The 17,610-nt window shown below is 66.5% G+C and carries 16 protein-coding genes; 10 read left to right on the top strand and 6 right to left on the bottom strand.

All coding sequences use genetic code 11. From position 1 onward, the window contains the following. Positions 1–151 precede the first annotated feature (151 nt). Positions 152–1,489 carry an NADP-specific glutamate dehydrogenase gene (gdhA, locus tag J2S97_RS21795; protein ID WP_307052025.1) on the top strand — a complete coding sequence of 446 codons (1,338 nt, stop codon included), beginning with the start codon at positions 152–154 and terminating at the stop codon, positions 1,487–1,489. 36 nt (positions 1,490–1,525) lie between these two features. Here gdhA and J2S97_RS21790 read toward each other — a convergent pair whose 3' ends face one another. Both J2S97_RS21790 and J2S97_RS21785 read right to left on the bottom strand, forming a co-directional pair. Further along, positions 1,526–2,488 (bottom strand): helix-turn-helix domain-containing protein, encoded by a 963-nt coding sequence (locus J2S97_RS21790; protein WP_444875943.1) that lies wholly within the window; start codon positions 2,486–2,488, stop codon positions 1,526–1,528. Positions 2,489–2,610: 122 nt separating this feature from the next. Further along, positions 2,611–3,207 (bottom strand): TetR/AcrR family transcriptional regulator, encoded by a 597-nt coding sequence (locus J2S97_RS21785; protein ID WP_307052023.1) that lies wholly within the window; start codon positions 3,205–3,207, stop codon positions 2,611–2,613. 122 nt (positions 3,208–3,329) lie between these two features. On the opposite strand from J2S97_RS21785, the gene J2S97_RS21780 reads away from it, so the two are divergent. After that, positions 3,330–5,249 carry a primary-amine oxidase gene (locus J2S97_RS21780; RefSeq protein WP_307052022.1) on the top strand — a complete coding sequence of 640 codons (1,920 nt, stop codon included), beginning with the start codon at positions 3,330–3,332 and terminating at the stop codon, positions 5,247–5,249. A gap of 9 nt (positions 5,250–5,258) precedes the next feature. Beyond that, a complete protein-coding gene (locus tag J2S97_RS21775) occupies positions 5,259–5,753 on the top strand; it encodes a hypothetical protein (RefSeq protein ID WP_373460633.1) in 495 nt (164 codons plus the stop codon). A 1-nt stretch (position 5,754) separates the two neighbouring features. On the opposite strand, the gene J2S97_RS21770 is transcribed toward J2S97_RS21775, so the two are convergent. After that, positions 5,755–7,083: an MFS transporter gene (locus J2S97_RS21770; RefSeq protein WP_307052021.1), complete on the bottom strand. Its 1,329-nt coding sequence runs from the start codon at positions 7,081–7,083 to the stop codon at positions 5,755–5,757. A gap of 312 nt (positions 7,084–7,395) precedes the next feature. On the opposite strand from J2S97_RS21770, the gene J2S97_RS21765 reads away from it, so the two are divergent. Both J2S97_RS21765 and J2S97_RS21760 read left to right on the top strand, forming a co-directional pair. Beyond that, the gene (locus J2S97_RS21765) at positions 7,396–8,193 is read left to right on the top strand and encodes an IclR family transcriptional regulator domain-containing protein (RefSeq protein ID WP_307052020.1); all 798 of its coding nucleotides are present in this window, start codon (positions 7,396–7,398) and stop codon (positions 8,191–8,193) included. A 1-nt stretch (position 8,194) separates the two neighbouring features. Next, complete coding sequence (locus tag J2S97_RS21760) at positions 8,195–9,127, top strand: threonine/serine dehydratase (protein ID WP_307052019.1); 933 nt, start codon at positions 8,195–8,197, stop codon at positions 9,125–9,127. Between the two features lie 23 nt (positions 9,128–9,150). On the opposite strand, the gene J2S97_RS21755 is transcribed toward J2S97_RS21760, so the two are convergent. Beyond that, a complete protein-coding gene (locus tag J2S97_RS21755; protein WP_307052018.1) occupies positions 9,151–10,521 on the bottom strand; it encodes an LssY C-terminal domain-containing protein in 1,371 nt (456 codons plus the stop codon). Positions 10,522–10,611: 90 nt separating this feature from the next. Then, the gene (locus J2S97_RS21750) at positions 10,612–11,085 is read right to left on the bottom strand and encodes a sensor histidine kinase (RefSeq protein ID WP_307052017.1); all 474 of its coding nucleotides are present in this window, start codon (positions 11,083–11,085) and stop codon (positions 10,612–10,614) included. Positions 11,086–11,343: 258 nt separating this feature from the next. Here J2S97_RS21750 and J2S97_RS21745 point away from each other — a divergent pair, with 258 nt between their 5' ends. The 4 genes from J2S97_RS21745 to J2S97_RS21730 all read left to right on the top strand — a co-directional run bounded on the left by J2S97_RS21745 (position 11,344) and on the right by J2S97_RS21730 (position 15,990). After that, positions 11,344–12,759, top strand: a complete 1,416-nt coding sequence (locus J2S97_RS21745; protein ID WP_307052016.1) for a sensor histidine kinase — start codon at positions 11,344–11,346, stop codon at positions 12,757–12,759. Further along, complete coding sequence (locus J2S97_RS21740) at positions 12,752–13,432, top strand: response regulator (RefSeq protein ID WP_307052015.1); 681 nt, start codon at positions 12,752–12,754, stop codon at positions 13,430–13,432. The genes J2S97_RS21745 and J2S97_RS21740 overlap by 8 nt, the downstream gene beginning before the upstream one ends. Positions 13,433–13,495: 63 nt before the next feature. After that, positions 13,496–15,337, top strand: coding sequence for a sensor histidine kinase (locus tag J2S97_RS21735; protein ID WP_307052014.1), 1,842 nt, complete (start codon positions 13,496–13,498; stop codon positions 15,335–15,337). Then, positions 15,334–15,990, top strand: a complete 657-nt coding sequence (locus J2S97_RS21730; protein ID WP_307052013.1) for a response regulator transcription factor — start codon at positions 15,334–15,336, stop codon at positions 15,988–15,990. Before J2S97_RS21735 ends, J2S97_RS21730 begins: the two co-directional genes overlap by 4 nt. A gap of 97 nt (positions 15,991–16,087) precedes the next feature. Here the strand turns inward: J2S97_RS21730 and J2S97_RS21725 are convergent, their stop codons facing one another. After that, positions 16,088–16,582: a hypothetical protein gene (locus J2S97_RS21725; protein WP_307052012.1), complete on the bottom strand. Its 495-nt coding sequence runs from the start codon at positions 16,580–16,582 to the stop codon at positions 16,088–16,090. A 299-nt stretch (positions 16,583–16,881) separates the two neighbouring features. Here J2S97_RS21725 and J2S97_RS21720 point away from each other — a divergent pair, with 299 nt between their 5' ends. Beyond that, the gene (locus tag J2S97_RS21720; protein WP_307052011.1) at positions 16,882–17,448 is read left to right on the top strand and encodes a type 1 glutamine amidotransferase domain-containing protein; all 567 of its coding nucleotides are present in this window, start codon (positions 16,882–16,884) and stop codon (positions 17,446–17,448) included. The last annotated feature ends 162 nt before the right edge of the window (positions 17,449–17,610 follow it).

Genomic DNA, 17,610 nt, shown 5'->3' with positions numbered 1-17,610 from the left:
TAAATGTCACAATACGGAGGTTAGCGGAAGGCCGATTGGCCATGCGTGACCCGCGCAGTCACAATTGGGTAAGTTGAAGTTTCAATAAAAGGGTGCCGGTGCGGTGTATTGCCGGAGACTTTGCGCGCCCGGTTCGACGTAAGGAATCATCATGGACGCACGGCTGGAAGCTATCCGGAACACGGTGCTGGCGCGGAATCCGGGAGAGGCCGAGTTCCACCAGGCTGTGACCGAGGTGTTCGAAAGCCTCGGCCCTGTCCACGACCGGCACCCCGAATTCCTTGAAGGTGCCGTGCTGGAGCGGCTGTGCGAGCCCGAACGGCAAATCATCTTCCGGGTGCCCTGGACGGACGATTCCGGCCGGGTGCAGATCAACCGCGGCTTCCGGGTGGAGTTCAACTCAGCCCTGGGCCCCTACAAGGGCGGCTTGCGGTTCCACCCGTCCGTGTACCTGGGCATCGTGAAATTCCTCGGCTTCGAGCAGATCTTCAAGAACGCCCTCACCGGCATGCCTATCGGCGGCGGCAAGGGCGGCTCCGACTTCGATCCCCGCGGCCGCAGCGACGCCGAGGTGATGCGTTTCTGCCAGTCGTTCATGACCGAGCTCTACCGCCACATCGGCGAATACACTGACGTGCCGGCGGGCGACATCGGGGTGGGTGGCCGCGAAATCGGCTACCTCTTTGGCCAGTACAAGCGCATCACCAACCGTTACGAATCCGGCGTCCTGACAGGCAAGGGCATCTCCTGGGGCGGCTCGCTGGTGCGACCCGAAGCCACCGGCTTCGGCACGGTGATCTTCACCGAGGAGATGCTGAAGACCAGGGGCTCATCCTTCGACGGGCAGCGCGTGGTGGTCTCCGGTTCCGGCAATGTGGCCATCAACGCCATTGCGAAAGCCCAGGCGCTCGGCGCCACCGTAGTGGCCTGCTCCGATTCCTCCGGCTACATCGTGGACGAGGCGGGAATCGACGTCGGCCTGCTTCGCCGGATCAAGGAAGTGGAACGCGGACGCCTCAAGGACTATGGGGTCCGCCGCCCCGGCGTCTCCTATGTCGACGGCGGCTCGGTGTGGGACGTCGACGCCGCAGTGGCGCTGCCGTGCGCCACGCAGAACGAGCTCGACGGCGATGCTGCCGCCCGGCTGGTCCGCAACGGCCTGCTCGCTGTCGGTGAAGGTGCGAACATGCCGTCCACCCGGGAAGCCGTGGCGGTGTTCCAGGATGCCGGTGTGCTGTTCGCCCCGGGCAAGGCCGCGAACGCCGGCGGGGTGGCCACATCAGCCCTCGAGATGCAGCAGAACGCGAGCCGGGACTCCTGGTCATTCGAGCACACGGAACAGCGGCTCACGGACATCATGGTGGGCATCCACGACCTCTGCGCCCAGACCGCCGACGAATACGGCGAGCCCGGCAACTACGTGCTGGGCGCCAACATCGGCGGCTTCGTCAAGGTTGCCGACGCCATGCTCGCCCAGGGCCTGATCTAGGCGCCGCGCCCAGGCGCCCTGATCCCGGACCTGAACTTAGGCGCCGCGCCGCCAGTCGCTGGGGGATTCGCCGAAAGCGTCCCGGAAAGAGCGGCTGAAATGCGCCGCGTCCAAAAATCCCCAGCGGGCGGCGACGGCACCGACGGACGTGCCGGTGTGCAGCGGGTCCCGCAGGTCCCGCCGGATGCGTTCGAGCCGCTGGGTCCGGATCCAGCTGGCCACGGTGGCGCCGGACTCATGGAAGACGTTGTGCAGGTGCCGCGTGGAGATGAAGTGGGCAGCCGCAATGCTGGCGGGTGAGAGCTGCGGATCGGCCAGGTTGGCCTCGATGTATTCGCGGACCGATGTTGCAAGTAGCACCTGGGGCTTCATGCTGTCCGGCGCCATGTCCAGTTCCGCGTGCAGCATTGTTGAGACAAGATCAAGGGCGTTGGCGGCCAGCCGGGATCCGCTGGGGCCGCTGAGTAGCTCGGGATTGGCCGCAAGCTGTGAAATGAACGGGCCAACGATGCCGGTCAGGCCACTGCCGCCTGCCAGGCAGACCGCGGAAAGCTGGCCCACATAGTCCGGCGGCAGGGTCAGTGCGTCGTGCGGAAACATCACCACCATCATCCGGGCCTGCTCTTCGAAGGCGAGCGTGTACGGCCTGTTGGTGTCGTAGATGGCGAGATCGCCGGGGCGCAGCACGGCCTCGCGGTGGTCCTGGATGAGGAGCCCGGTGCCCTCCAGCTGAAGATTGAGCTTGAAATAGCGCTGGTCCGATTGCGCAAGCAGGGCCGGTGTGCGGTGGACGCTGTGGGACGTGGCCGAGACCTCCACGATGCACATCCGGTCAAGCACCCTGGACCGCATCCGGCCACGGAAAGTGTCCGGGTGGTCGGTCTCCGCCGCCAGCGGCACAAAGGACTCCGCCACGAGGTGCCTCCAGTGGTCAAATGAGGTGGCCACGTTGGAGGTGAGGTCCTGGCCCGCGGGGGGGCGGTAATTGCAGACATGGATGTTCCTGACGCCGGACGGCCATCTGTACGTAGTCCCCCAGGATGTGTCCTGGGACACAGTCATTTCAGGTTAGCGCCGAACTTTCGCGGTGTCATCTTTTTTCCACAGATGTCGAAAAAAGATCAGCTACCGGTTGCGAGCAGCGTCAGGAACGCGTCCAGCTGATCGCCCAGGCCTGGATCTGCCTGGCCCTCGGGGGCGAGGGCTGCGGCAATCTGCGCGCCGAGCAGCATGTTCAGCAGGTGGCCGGCGACGGCGGAGTCGTCCACCTCGGCGCGGACGGTCCCGTGCTCCCTTGCCTCGGTCAGGTACCCGAGGATGGAGGCGTGCCACTGTTCCATGGACTCGCGGTGGATGGCAGCCTTCCCCGGATCGTTGATGGCCTTCTGCCAGAACGGAACGACTATCCGCGCTTCATTGACGCGCTCGGAGTCCAGCGGCAGCACCTCGACGCAAAACGCCTTCAGTGCCGGAATCCCGGCCTTGCCCGCAGTCACTTCCCTGATGCGCTCGTTGGTCCGGTTGAAGACGTGCCCGAAGGCAAACGTCAGCAGCGTGTCCTTGGTGGGGAAGTACGGCTTCAGGGCGCCGTTGGCGAAGCCGGCCTCGAGTGCGATCTCCCGCATCGTGGCGCCCTCGATACCCAGCCTGGCGATGATCCGCCAGGTCGCATCCACCAGTTCCAGTCGACGCTCGTCATGGTCAACAATCTTTGGCACGCTGGCGCTCCCCCCGGAACTTTTTGTGTCGAACCCTTGTGATCCATCTTACGGACGGTTTATTCTCTACAACTATAGAAAATAAAAATCCGACCTGCCAAGGTCCCGGACAAAAGGCCGTCATGACACCCTCCATAACTGACACGCTTACGCCGTACCGCCTTGCAACGGGCGCTGAAATCACCGACGTCCAGGGCGTTCTTCGCGCCGCAGGATTGCTTGGCCCGGACAAGCGGATCGCCTACCTCGGCCTGCTGGACCCGGCCCGGGACGCCGCAGCGGATGGCGAAGACCGGCGCTTCCGGGTGTTCATCCACGACGTGTCCGGCGGTCGCCCCCTGGACGTGACTGTCTCCGCCACGAGCGGCGCGGTGACTTCCGCCGTCGAACTCGACACCGCCGCCACCGGCGAGCTGCCCGTCCTGGAAGAGGAATTTGAAGTCGTCGAGACACTGCTGGCGTGCGACGAACGCTGGCTCAAGGCCCTCGCGGACCGCGGGCTGGACGTCGGCAAGGTCCGCGTTGCGCCGCTGTCCGCCGGTGTCTTCGAATACCCCGAGGAGAAGGGCCGCCGCATCCTCCGCGGACTGGCCTTCGTGCAGGAGTTTCCCGAGGACAGCGCCTGGGCGCACCCGGTGGACGGCCTCGTGGCGTACGTCGACGTCGTCAGCAAGGAAGTCACGCAGGTCCTGGACCTGGGGGCCGTCCCGGTCCCCGCGGAGCACGGCAACTACACTGATCCGGAGCTCACCGGCCCGCTGCGCACCACCCAGAAGCCCATCAGCATCACCCAGCCCGAAGGACCCAGCTTCACGGTGACGGGCGGCAACCGCGTTGAGTGGGAAAAGTGGAGCGTGGACGTCGGCTTCGACGTGCGTGAGGGCGTGGTGCTGCACAATCTCGCCTTCCAGGACGGCGAGCGGAAGCGCCCCATCATCAACCGCGCTTCCATTGCGGAAATGGTGGTTCCCTACGGCGACCCGTCTCCGGTCCGGTCCTGGCAAAACTACTTCGACACCGGCGAGTACCTGGTGGGCCAGTACGCCAACTCGCTCGAACTGGGCTGCGACTGCCTCGGCGAGATCACCTACCTCAGCCCGGTGATCAGCGACGCCTTCGGCAATCCGCGTGAAATCCGCAACGGCATCTGCATGCACGAAGAGGACTGGGGCATCCTGGCCAAGCACAGCGACCTCTGGTCCGGCGTCAACTACACCCGCCGCAACCGCCGCCTCGTAATCTCCTTCTTCACCACCATCGGCAACTACGACTACGGCTTCTACTGGTACCTCTACCTCGACGGCACCATCGAGTTCGAAGCCAAAGCCACCGGTGTCGTGTTCACCAGCGCCTTCCCCGAAGGCGGTTCAGACAATATTTCCCAGCTCGCCCCCGGGCTGGGGGCGCCGTTCCACCAGCACCTGTTCAGCGCGCGGCTGGACATGGCCATCGACGGCTTCACCAACCGGGTTGAGGAGGAGGACGTGGTCCGGCAGCCCATGGGAGAAGGGAACGAACGCGGCAACGCGTTCTCACGGAAGCGGACTGTCCTGGCCCGCGAGTCCGAAGCCGCCCGGGAAGCCGACGCGCGGAGCGGCCGGACCTGGATCATTTCCAACCCGGAATCGCGCAACAGGCTGGGCGAACCCGTGGGCTACAAGCTGCATGCGCAGGGCCAGCCCACGCTCCTTGCCGATCCGGAGTCCTCCATCGCCCGCCGGGCGGCGTTCGCAACCAAGGACCTGTGGGTCACCCGGTTTGCGGAGGACGAGCGTTACCCCACCGGGGATTTCGTGAACCAGCACTCCGGCGGTGCCGGCCTGCCGGCGTACATCGCCCAGGACCGGGAGATTGACGGCCAGGACATCGTGGTGTGGCACACCTTCGGGCTGACCCACTTCCCGCGGATCGAGGACTGGCCCATCATGCCGGTGGACACCGTCGGCTTCAAGCTGCGCCCGGAAGGCTTCTTCGACCGCAGCCCCGTGCTGGATGTACCGGCGGGTTCGCAGCCGGCCGCCGGCGGACACTGCCACGGATAGGCCGGCGACATGACAGCCCTGCGGGGATGGGACGCTGCCCGCCCCATCCCCGGGCCGCCCCTCCGGCCAAAACCTGTCCTCCGGCCGCGGCCCGTCTTCCATCCGCGCATGGTTGCCGCGGCGACTGCTGCCTCCTGCCTGGTGCATCTCTGGCTCGTCGCGGGCAACCACCACGGGTCCTGGCTGAACCTGCTGATGCTCGCGATGGTGGGAGTCTGCCTGCCGTGTGCCGTGCATATCTGGCGCGACGGCCGGGTTGGTTCCCTGCGGCAGGTGATGGCAGGCGGGCTGGGGATGACGGTGCTGCACGCCGTCCTGCTGCTGGGATCGGCCGGTTCCGGGAGCGGGGCATCCGGCCACAGCCACGGGGCGGCCGCGCTTCCGGCGGCAGTTGCCGGATCCGCGGCCAATTCTGCCGCCGGCGGGCTGCTGGCCGTCATTGCCCTGGAAATTACGACGGCGCTGCTCGCCGCCACGCTGCTGGCCCGGCTCAGGCGGCGGTGACTTAGGGGACTGGGTTGCCCAGTTCGCGCAGCGGCGTCTTGTGGGTTTCGCGGGCCCACAGTGCACCGGCGACTGCCAGCAGTGACGACGCCGCGACGATCCACGCCGCCGGGCCCCAGTTGGCCTTGGCGGCACCCACAAGGGCGGTTCCCAGCAACGGTGTGAAACCGGCGCACAGGATGCCGACCTGCAGCCCGATGGCCATGCCCGAATAGCGGACCTTCACGTTGAACAGCTCGGAGAACCACGCAGGGTAGATCGCGTTGGACATGGCGTAGGTGCCGGCGGTGATCAGGGTGCTGGCCAGGAAGATCATGGGAATGTTGCCGGTGGAGATGACCGAGAAGTACACGAAGATCATGGCACCGGATCCGAGGACTCCGGCGATAAAGACAGGACGCCGGCCGAACTTATCCGACAGTGCAGCCATGAGGGGCTGGGTGGCGATGGCGATGACGTTGCCGAGGATGCTGACCCAGAGCATGGTGGAGGCAGGGACGCCGACTGAGACGGCGTAGGCCAGGCCGAAGGACTGCATAAAGGTGTTGGTGACGGTTTCGAAGGACATCAGGGCCACCTGGAAGAACTGGGCAGGGTGCGTCTTGAACATTTTGGCGAAGGGCAGCTTCACGAGTTCACCGTGATCGTGCTTCTCCTCGAAGACCTCTGGTTCCTCGAGTGAACGGCGGACCATGTACGCCACGAAGAGCACGATGACGGAGAGCCAGAACGGAATGCGCCAGCCCCATGCGAGCCGATCGGCCTCGTTCATGGCGGCCACCGGCAGGAAGGCCAGGGAGGCCAGCACGATGCCGAAGGAAATGCCGCTCATGGCAAAGCTGGCAAAGAAGCCGCGCCGGCCGGCGGGGGCTTCCTCCGTGGTCAGGGCCGAGGCTCCCGCGGTTTCTGCGCCCGCCGAGAGGCCCTGCATGAGGCGGAGCAGCACCAGCAGGGCAGGCGCCCAGTAACCGGCGGTGTTGAAGTCCGGCAGGACACCGATCAGGAACGTGGCAGCACCCATGAGAACGAGGGTGAGGACCAGGGTTGCCTTGCGGCCGATCTTGTCGCCGAGGTGGCCAAAGAAGACTGCGCCAAAGGGGCGGGCTACATAGGCCACGCCGAAGGTGGCGAAGGAAGCGAGCAGCGCCACGGTGGCGTCACCCGACGGGAAGAAGATCTTCGAAAAGATCAGCGATGCTGCCGTGGCGTAGATGAAGAAGTCGTAGTACTCAAGGGCGCCGCCGAGGAATGCGGCCAGCGCGGCCTTCTTGGCCCGCTTGAGCCGGCGCTGCGCCTCTGCGGTCTCGGCCGTGGTTGCAAGGTTGGTCATTCTGATGGTCCTTCCACACTGAAAGACAGTTGCTCCGGTGCATTGATGCGATGAAATTTGTGCGCATTACGAACAGCTGTGCGATATGCGACTAAGGAACAGCGTACCCCAGCGTGAGGTGTCTCACAATGCCTCCCGGCTGAAGGGCGGCACCCTGAAAGACCGAACGCGGGCGGGGAACTGACCCACGCCGCTTCCGGTCTTTCAGGGTGCCGCCGATTCCGTCGCGGTTATCCGGATATGATCGGAATAAGCCTGCGGCCGAGCGCCTGCGGGAGCCGGAAGTGAGCTTCAGGGAGGGCAAGCGATTCCATGGCGGAGCAACCCGCGTACTTCGTGAAGTCGGTGGAGAAGACCTTTGACGTGCTGCGCGCCTTCGCCCCGGACGAACCGCGCCTGACCGTCTCCCGGGTCGCCGCAAAGTCGGACATGACCAGGGCCTCCGCACGGAGGTTCCTGCTGACGCTGACGGACCTGGGCTACCTTCGCGCCGACGGCACCTATTTCGAACTGACGCCCAGGTCGCTGGACATCGGACAGTCCTTCCTGGCAAACCTGGCGCTCCCCAGGATCGCGGAGCCGCACCTCAAGTCGCTTGCCGCTGACCTCAACGAGACAACGTCGCTGTGCATCCTCGACGGCACGGACATTGTCTACGTCGCGTGCGTCCCGTCACCACGTCTCCTGAGCGTCTCCATCAGCGTGGGCACCAGGTTCCCCGCCTGGGCAACGTCCATGGGGCGGGTGCTGCTGGGTGCACTGTCCGACGCCGAGCTGAAAACCTACTTCAATTCCGTCCAATTGCAGCGGTTCACTGAGCGCTCAATCGGAAGCCTCGAGCAGCTGCAGACCGAAGTGGAACAGGCCCGGGCAAAGGGATGGTCCATGGTTTCGCAGGAGCTGGAGGAAGGCCTTCGAGGCGTCGCTGTCCCGGTCCGGCGCGGAAACGACGTTGTCGCCGCGGTCAACGTTTCCCTGCAGACCCACAGGGCGCCCGCGGAAGCCATCGAAAAAACGGTGGTGCCGCTCCTGCAGGACGCCGCGCGGCAGATCGGCCATGACTACGGCGGCCGCTCCACCGAACCACGCAACACCGCTACCCGGGGATGAAATGATCACACGCACTGACGTCGATGAAGCTGCTGCCAGGATTGCCGGGCTGGTGCGCCGCACACCCGTCATCGAAGCGGACCAGGGAAGCTTTCCAGGGAACGTCTGGCTGAAGTGCGAGTTCATGCAGCACACCGGAACCTTCAAGGCCAGGGGTGCGTTCAACCGCGTGCTTGCCTGCCGCGAGCGGGGGGAGCTGAAGGAGGACGTGGGCATCGTGGTGGCCTCCGGCGGCAACGCCGGCCTCGCCAACGCTTACGCCGCGGCCCGGGCCGGGGTGCCGGCCGCCGTCTTTGTCCCCGAGACCGCCCCCGCCATGAAGGTGAAGAAGCTCCAGGAATCCGGGGCCTCCGTCATCCAGCGCGGCGCCGAATATGCCGTCGCCTACGACGCCGCCATCGCCTATGCCGCCGAAACCGGAGCCGTGTACTGCCACGCCTACGACCAGCCGGAAATCGCCGCAGGTGCCGGCACCGTCGGTTCGGAACTGCTGGAACAGCTGGAAGGCGTGGACACCGTGCTGGTGGCCGTGGGCGGCGGGGGACTGATGGCCGGGATCGCGGCCGCCGTCGAAGGCCTGGCCCATGTGGTGGGCGTGGAGCCCGCCGCGGCTCCCACGCTCCACGCCGCGCTGAAGGCGGGAGAACCGGTGGATGTTGCTGTTGCCGGGGTTGCCGCGGACTCACTCGGGGCGCGGCGGATCGGACAGATCGGCTTTGAGGTCGCGGTCAGGACCGGCGTGAAGAGCGTGCTGGTGTCCGACGACGAGATTGTCGCCGCGCGCTCGCTGTTGTGGGCCGACTACCGGATGGTCGTGGAGCACGGCGCGGCGGCCGCTTTTGCCGCCCTGACCTCGGGGGCCTATGTCCCGGCAGACGGAGAACGCGTTGCCGTGATCCTGTGCGGGGCCAACACTGACCCGTCCACCGTCTGACCTCCCAACTCCAACCTGGGCGGTCAGATCGCTGCGCGGCCCCCGGGCCGGGCCGAGATCCGCTTCGGTTCCTTGCGTTGCCTCCGGGCGTAAATGCGGGACCGCTGGCTGGACAGGGCGAGGATGAGCAAAATGTCCAGTGTCAGGCCGGGGAGGTTGGTCTGCAGGGTGATGCCGGGACCTCCGTTCGCCACGTCAATGACCTGCAGGCCGATCGCGGCGGTGCTCACGGCCATGGTGAGCGTGCGCGCCCAGTTGCGTCCCAGGAAAACGAGCCAGGCCAGTAGCAGTTCGGCGAGCGCAAAGAGCACCACCACCGCCAGGCCGGCATAGAGCACCAGCTGCGCCTGGTCGGCGGTCAGCCGGGCGCCGGAACCGTTGCCGGAGCCGCCACCGGGCTGCAGGAGCGGTTCCAGGTGTTCGGCGGGGAAGAGCACGATGGACATGGCCAGGGCGGCCGCCGCCAGTGCGCGGCCGGCGACGAGGGCCGCGCCGATGATGGTGGGTGCGGGGCGCCTGTTCCGGCTGTCGCTAGGGAGCCGCGGAACGGCCACGCCGGGCGCCGGTGTTCCGCGCAGGTCAACGATGGGCAGGTCGCCGTCCGTGGCAATTTCATCACCGCCGCCGTTGCGGGTGTGGTAGCCGGTGGAGAAGTCCCGGACCACCCGGACGGATGCCGACGGGTCGGCGTCGGAAATGGACTTGACGATATGGTCCCGCTCGTCGTCCGTGTGTTCGTCTATTTTGTGGGTGATCTGGAGCGTGAACAGCGAGAAGCCGACGCTGCGGTCGTAGGTGCCGGCGGCCAGCCAGTCCACGGCGACCCCGCCGGGGAGCAGCCAGCCGGGCGGGCAGTGCCAGAAGCGGACATGGTGGCGCTTGCCGGGGCTTCCGTCCACTTCCTGCTGGTACGCGAAGTCCTGCTGGCGGCCGAACAGGAAGAGGGGGCTGACCGGGGCCTCGAGGTAGCTGCGACGCAGGACGGTGGACGTGATGATCCGCCAGCTGCTTGCCAGGGTCACGTCATCGGCAACGGTCCAGCCCGCCAGCCGCATGACCCGGTGGAGCTGTCCTTCGGAACCGAGCAGGGCAACGTTGACGGGATCCCCGAGCAGGCCGTCGCTGGTGCGGGCGCGTCCGATGAAGTAATCGGGCACATAGACGCGGGTCAGGATTGAGTGGAGCCGGGGCAGGACGAGGTAGGCGAGCATCGCCCAGAAGATGAACGTGAACCAGATCTGGCCCCAGCCCCACTGGAAGCTGAGCTCAACGAGAAGATAGGTCAACCAGACGGCGGCGACACCACCGACCAGGAAGAAGATCCTGTCCCATACGGTATCCAGTGCGGTGCGCGCTACGCCCGCGACAGGGACCTTCACCGCAGGCCTGGTCATGAGCAAAATGATACTGGAGCCGGTAGTTGGTTCCGTGGGCGCAGCGGCCCGGGCTGAGATGCATTGTGATCCCCCCAGAGAATCGTGTGGTTAGTCCAGCGGAAGCGTGACAGTGACGCAGGTGCCCTTGCCGGGGGCTGTGTCGACGGTTGCGGTGCCGCCGGCTTCGTGGACCGCGATCGACATCAGGAACAGTCCGAAGCCCTGCGGCCGGTTGCCGGCGTGGTCGTTGCTGTCGAAACCGGCGCCGTTGTCGGCCACTGTCAGCCGGATGCCGTGATGCACTGCCGCGAGCCGGACGGTCAGTTCAGTGGCGCCGGCGTATTTGAAGGCGTTGCTCAGGGCCTCCTGGGCAACGTGATAGAGCAGCACGGCACTGCCGGCCGGTATCTCAACACCGTGGTGCGGTGTCTCCCACCGGACAGTGGTGCCTTGTTCCCGGAGCGGAGCGGCGAGACGGTCTATGCAGCCGGCGAGCCCGAGGGCGTGGAAATCCACCGGACTCTGATCGGTGATGACGCCGTGGATGGCGGTGACCTCGTTATCAGCTGGAGCCTTTTTCATGGCTAGTCCTGCTTCCTTGCAGCCTGTGATGCTTTCTTCTCACGGGTGCTGGGTTCCCGCCTGGATGTTATGACTCAAGGGTGGAATGAAAGAATCAGGGACGCCGCGGGGTTGGCGCAATTTTGGCTCAAGTTCCCTTTCGCTCAGGTTGCATGGGCACTGGCCCGAAGGATGAATCTGCTGGCTTTGAGGTTGAGCTCAGGCGGAAATGGCGCCGTTGGCACTGGTGCGCCGCGGCGCGTGGATAGGGTGACAGGCATGGAACCACTTCTGAAATTCATGCGGCATTGGGGCGCCCCTGTGGCGGCCGTTCTTTTCTTCGCACTGTGGTGCGTGGGCGAAGCAGGAAGGATGGGTCCGTGGCCCGGACTCAACGTGTGGTCGGGAACGGTGCCGCTCGTGCTGATGACGGTTGCCATCGCCGTCTCGGTGTGGCAGCCCATCGTTTCACTCGCCCTGACGGCCGTCCTGCTGATTGGCCAGTTCTTCTACGTCATCCCGGCGATGTACGCGAACCACTGGGCCATCTACATCGGATCGTTCATCGCGCTGGCGTTCATCCTGTGGACCGCGGCCAAGCGGACGGCAGTAGTGGCCGTTTCGGCCAACGCGGTCTTTATCGTGGCCATGACCTTCCTGATGATCTCCTGGCGGTACAGCCACGGGGTGGGCTGGTTCTATCCCTTGTACGGCGGTGACCGAATGGCCCTGCAGGTCCACGGCTGGCAGCTCTTCTCCGTCCTGACGCTCATCGCGGCGGGCTGCGCCGCCGTCGGCCTCGCGCTGAAGCTCTACCAGGAACGCGGCAGCCTGTTCCACGCCCGGAACATTGCGCAGGCGGGCCTGAAGGAAGCGGAAATCGACCTCATCGTGGAGCAGGAACGGACGCGCATTGCCCGGGACCTCCATGATGTCCTGGCCCACTCCCTGGCAGTCATCGCGGCGCAGGCTGACGGCACGCGCTACCTGAGTTCGGACCAGCCCAGGGCCGTGCTCAACGCCCTCGAGAATATCGCCGGCTCCGCCCGACGTGCCCTCGTGGACGCGCAGCGCGTCATCGAAGGAGTGCGCGACGACGGAATGGTTGCGCCGCAGCCGCGGCTCAGTGATGTGGGCCCACTGGTGGACAGGATGCGGCAAGGCAGCCTGGCGATCCGCCGCAGCGAATCGGGCACGCCGGTTGAGCTGACCGCCGGCCAGGAGCTTGCCGTGTTCCGCATCGTCCAGGAGTGCCTCACCAACGCACTGAAGCACGGCGGCCGCGGCACCGCTGTCCGGCTTCATTTTGACTGGAGCGGCCCCGGGCTGGCGCTGCATGCGGCGTCAGCGTTGGCGGACGCCGGGGCGCCAGGTGAAGCCGGCGGCCCCGAGCGGGTGGGTAGGGGTATACCCGGTATGCGGGAGCGGGCGCACTTGGCCGGGGGCTGGTTAACGGCCGGGCCGGACGGCGAGCAGTTCCGGGTGACAGCCTTCGTCCCGTACGGGCTGCACGCCGAGGCCGGCGGAACAGCGGCAGGCGGAACAGAGGCAGGCGCAGCAGGCGCGGTGGAGAACGTGGAACCGTCGGCGGAGCCACTGGAAGCAGCGCCACTGGAAGCAGCGGCACTGGAAGCAGCGCCACTCGAAGCGGCGGAACCCGAAGGCGCCCGGCCGGAAGCGGCCGTCCGTGGCTGATGCCGCAGGGCGCATCTCGGTGGCGCTGGTAGACGACCAACCGCTCTTCCGTGCAGGGATCCGGATGCTCATCGAGAGCCAGTCAGACATGGAGCTTTCGTGGGAGGCGGGCGACGGCGAACAGGCAGTGGCGCTCGCCTCGGAACGGAACCCTGACGTGATGCTGATGGACCTCCGGATGCCGGTGCTCGACGGGGTCACCGCCACGGAGCGCATCCTGCAGCAGGCGGACCCCGAGGGCGGGAGCAAACCAAAGATCATCGCCCTGACCACCTTCAACCGCGACCAGGCGGTGGTGGAGGCCGTCCAGGCCGGGGCCAGCGGATACCTGCTCAAGAGCGCGGAACCTGAATTCCTCCTGGCGGCCATCCGCACGGTCCATTCCGGCTACTCCGTGATTGCGCCCGGCTCCGTCCATGAGCTGTTCCGGCATGCCGCCCGCACGTTGCCCTCCGCGGGGCCGGACCTCTCCGTCCTCGAGGTGCTGTCAGCGCGTGAACGCGACGTCTTCCTCCTGGCGGCCAAGGGGCTGGCCAACGCCGAAATGGCCGACAGCCTGTTCGTCTCCGAGGCCACCATCAAGACGCATCTGCGCAGCGTGCTGGACAAGCTGGGGCTCCGCACCAGGCTTCAGCTTGTTGCCTTTGCCTACGAAAGGCGGCTGCTGGGGTAGCACTCCCGCTATGGCCCGCCGCCGGTCGAAGTGGGATTCTTAAGCTTGGCGGAGGGAAGCACCGTGACTCCCAAGCAACTGGTACTTGTAATGACTGCCACCGGGGGCGTCCTGGCCCTGGTGCTGATCTCGATTGACTGGCGGCCGGTGGCCCTGCAGGATCCCGCCCGGACGCTGGGAGTCCTCAACGCCCAGGGTGTCATCCGCTGGGGCGAGAATCCGGACCGGGCGCCCTTCTCCGTCTTCGAGCTCTCCCTGTTCATCGCAGTGGGGCTGGCCTTTGTCCTGGCGGGAGTGACGGCGTGGCAGACCCGGCCTAACCGGAATCCTGGCCTGCTCCTGGTGGTCGCCGGGCTGCTGTGGCTGGCGGCCGGCGTGCGGCGGTCCAGTGATCCGGTCCTGTTTACGGTGGGCGTGGGGCTGACGCTGATGTACCAGCCGCCGCTGCTGCAGCTGGCCCTGAGCTTCCCGTCGGGAGTGCTGCGCTCGCGGGCGGAACGCGGTGCAGTGGTCTTCTTCTTTGCTGCCTGGGCAGTCATCGCAGCCGCGAGCTGGGCGTTTTTTGATCCGCGGCTGCACATCGCCGCCGGGCAGTCCACGTCCCAAAACCTGCTGCTCCTGTGGGACAGCCCGCAGCTCACCAACGTCATCGGGGACATGGCCAGGATCGTCCAGGTGGGCGTCGGCCTGGCCATTGTGGCCGTCCTGGTATCCCGCTGGCGGTCCGGTTCGTCCGCGTACCGGGCCGCGTTCCTGCCACTGTGGCTGGCCGTGATCATCAAAACGGCCTCCACCGTCTGGGTGTCCCTTGCCGTGGTCCAGCTGACCGGCTCACTCTCCAACGAGGCCCTGCTCTGGCAGTACCCGGCGACCGCCATCGTCCCCCTCGCCGTCCTGCTCGGCCTGTGGCGTTACCGGTTCGCCCGCGGCGCCCTGAGTGAGCTGATGGTGGAGATCGGCATGGCGCCGGTCAGCGACCGGCTCATCCGCGCCCTGCGCAGATCGGTCCGCGACCCCACCCTCAGCCTGTGGCGGTGGTCGCCGGCGTTGTCGGGATTCGTGGACGACGACGGCGTGCCCCGCGCCGTCCCGGAGGACGGTTCCGGGCGGGCGGCCATGGTGCTGGAACGCAACGGAACGCCCGTCGGGGCCCTGGTCTTCGACGAAGCCCTGAGGGACCAGCCGCAGCTGCTGGCCGCCGTGCGGAGCGCCACGTCGCTGGCCCTGGACAACCAGAACATGGAGCAGCAGCTGCGGGACCAGCTGGTCGAAGTCCGCCGCTCCCGGGAGCGGATCGTCACTGCCGGGGACGCCCGGCGTCGGGAGCTGGAACGGGACCTCCACGACGGTGCGCAGCAGCGTTTGGTCGCCGTGTCCATGGAGCTGGCAAGGGCGCGGCGTGCCGCGAGCCCTGCGGAGATGAAGGAGCTGGTGGACCACGCCAGTGACGAGCTTGGCGTTGCCCTCGCTGAACTCCGCGAACTGGCCAGGGGCGTTTATCCGCCGTCTCTGCGGGAAAGGGGCCTGGCCGGCTCGCTCACGGCACTCGCGGAGCGCTCCGCACTGCCCATCCAGCTGGAAATCGACCTGCCGCACAGGCCTCCGCCGCAGGTGGAACTCGCGGCCTACTTCATCTGCGCCGAGGCCGTGACCAATGCGGCCAAACACGCCCGTGCCTCTACCCTGCTCATGGGCGTCAAAGGCACGAACGCCGAACTCGCCCTGCACGTCACGGACAACGGGATTGGCGGAGCCAGCGCCGGCGCCGACGGCGGACTGGTGGGGCTGGCCGACCGGGCCGCGGCGCTGGGCGGCTCCCTTACCGTCACCAGCCCGGAAGGCCGCGGCACCACCGTGGCCGCAACGCTGCCCTTCTCGGCAGATCCAACGGAGGACATGCCATGACACTTCGCGTAGCCATCGCGGACGACTCGGCGCTGCTGCGACGCGGACTCGCCGCCCTGCTCAGTTCCGAGGGGCTGGAGGTGGTCTGCGAGGCCGCGGATGCCCGGGAACTGCTGGAGTGCGTTGCGGCCGCGCGGCCGGATGTCGCCGTCGTCGACATCCGCATGCCGCCCACCTTCACCACTGAAGGCATCCAGGCCGCCACGGCCATCCGGCGCGACCAGCCTGAAACGGGGGTCCTGCTGCTGTCCCAATACGTCGAAACGGAAAACGCCATGTCGCTCTTCGGGAACGGAGCGAAAGGGCTGGGTTACCTCCTCAAGGAGCGTGTGTCCGACATCGACGACTTCATTGACGCCCTGCACCGCGTGGCGGCCGGCGGCACCGCCGTCGATCCTGAACTCGTGGCCCGTATGGTGGCCCGGCCGCACAACGGCCGGCAGCGGGAGGACGAGCTCAGCAGCCGGGAGCGGGACGTCCTGGAGCTGATGGCCGAAGGGCGCACCAACCAGGCAATCGGCAAGACCCTGTTCCTGGGGGAGCGGACGGTGGAAGCCCACATCCGGAGCATCTTCCTAAAGCTCGGGCTGCGGCCGGAACCCGAGGACCACCGCCGGGTCCTTGCCGTGCTCACCTATCTGCGGCAGCAATAGCGAACCGGCGGCAGACCCCTTTCGGGGCTGCCGCCGGTTCGCTATTACTGGCTAGCCGGATGCCGGCTAAGTTGGACAACTGCCTAGTTGGACGGAGCTAGTTGGACATCGAGGTGGTGCCGCTGCCTGTCCAGCCGGTGAACGGTGACCAGACGCCGGCTGCCCCCTCCTGGTGGCGGACCTTGTGGTAAACCTCCTCGTTGCCGATCTCGGTGTTGGTCAGTGTGCGGACATTGTGGATGGTGTGCCAGCCGTTGGTGGGGCCGAGGTAGCGGCTGAACGCCGAGTTGCCAAGGTGGTCATCGCCGTTGGGCCAGTCGTCGCTCTCCCAGCGCTGCTGCTCGATGTAGACGGAACGGTTGGCTCCGCAGTAGACATTGATCCGGTAATCCACCAGCTTGGTGCCTGACGAGTTGAAGCCCGCAAAGATGGGCTTCAGGGGCACCACGGTGCAGGCATAGTTGGTGGCGGCGGCCTGGGCCGGTGCGGCCAGGGCCACGCCACCCGCCGCAAGCCCCAGCGTCATAGCTGAGACGAGCGCGATCTTCGCACGGGAAGGACGGGACTTCTTTGTTCCGGCGGTCATGGACATGGGTTTTTGCTCCTATTGGGGTGGGTGGTTTCCGGTTCCGGAATGCTCTCCTGATCCGGTGTCTCCATGGTGCGCGCGGGGTCCTGCCCGTGACTTCCGTGCTAGCACTGTTTGCGGCGGTCCGGTTTGTAGCGGCGTGGTTTGCAGCGGCACGGCTTCGAGCATCCGTCAGGCATAATCAGCTTGCTTATTATTTCCGGGCTTCATAGTGTTGAATGCGTAAGGCATCAACTCTCGGCGGGGATACGCGGCCGGCGTAACGGCTCTACACGCACCCCGCTCCGGTATGAGGAGGACACATGTCAGCGCACAATATTGCAGGCAAGAAGGTTGCGTTCCTGCTGACCAACGGCGTGGAGCAGGTGGAGCTGACCAGCCCCTGGAACGCCGTCAAGGAAGCTGGCGGTGAGCCCACCCTGGTGGCGCCCAAGGCCGGCAAACTGCAGGGCTACGACGGCACCGAAAAGGGCGAGAAGTTCGACGTCGACATCACTGCGGCTGAGGCCGACGCCTCCGATTTCCACGCGCTGGTCATCCCCGGCGGAGTGGTCAATGCCGACCACCTGCGCGTGGACAAGGACGCCCAGGCGTTCGCCCGCAGCTTTTTCGAACAGCACAAGCCGGTGGCGTCCATCTGCCATGGGCCCTGGATCCTCATCGATGCCGGTGTGGTCCGCGGCCGCAAGCTGACCTCGTACCACACGCTCCAGACCGACCTGAAGAATGCGGGCGCGGACTGGCGTGACGAGGAAGTGGTGGTGGACCAGGGCTTCGTGACCAGCAGGCACCCCGGCGATCTCAAGGCCTTCAACGACAAACTGCTCGAAGAGATCGAAGAAGGCGAGCACGCCGGCCAGACGGCCTAGCCGGCAGCACAAAAGCCGGGCGCACAAAACAGCAGTGCACAAAAGGAGAGGGGCCCGGCGGGGGGGAATGGCCGCCGGCGGGCCCCCCCCGGGGGGTGTGGGCCCGCGGGGGGGGGGTTTTGGCTGGGGGGGGGGGGCGGGGGGTGGGCGCCCGCGGGGGCG

Source organism: Arthrobacter oryzae (genome assembly GCF_030812315.1).
Classification (GTDB): domain Bacteria; phylum Actinomycetota; class Actinomycetes; order Actinomycetales; family Micrococcaceae; genus Arthrobacter; species Arthrobacter oryzae_B.
The sequence above is the reverse complement of the archived record's forward strand: the minus strand, read 5'-3'. Positions and strand labels throughout refer to the sequence as shown.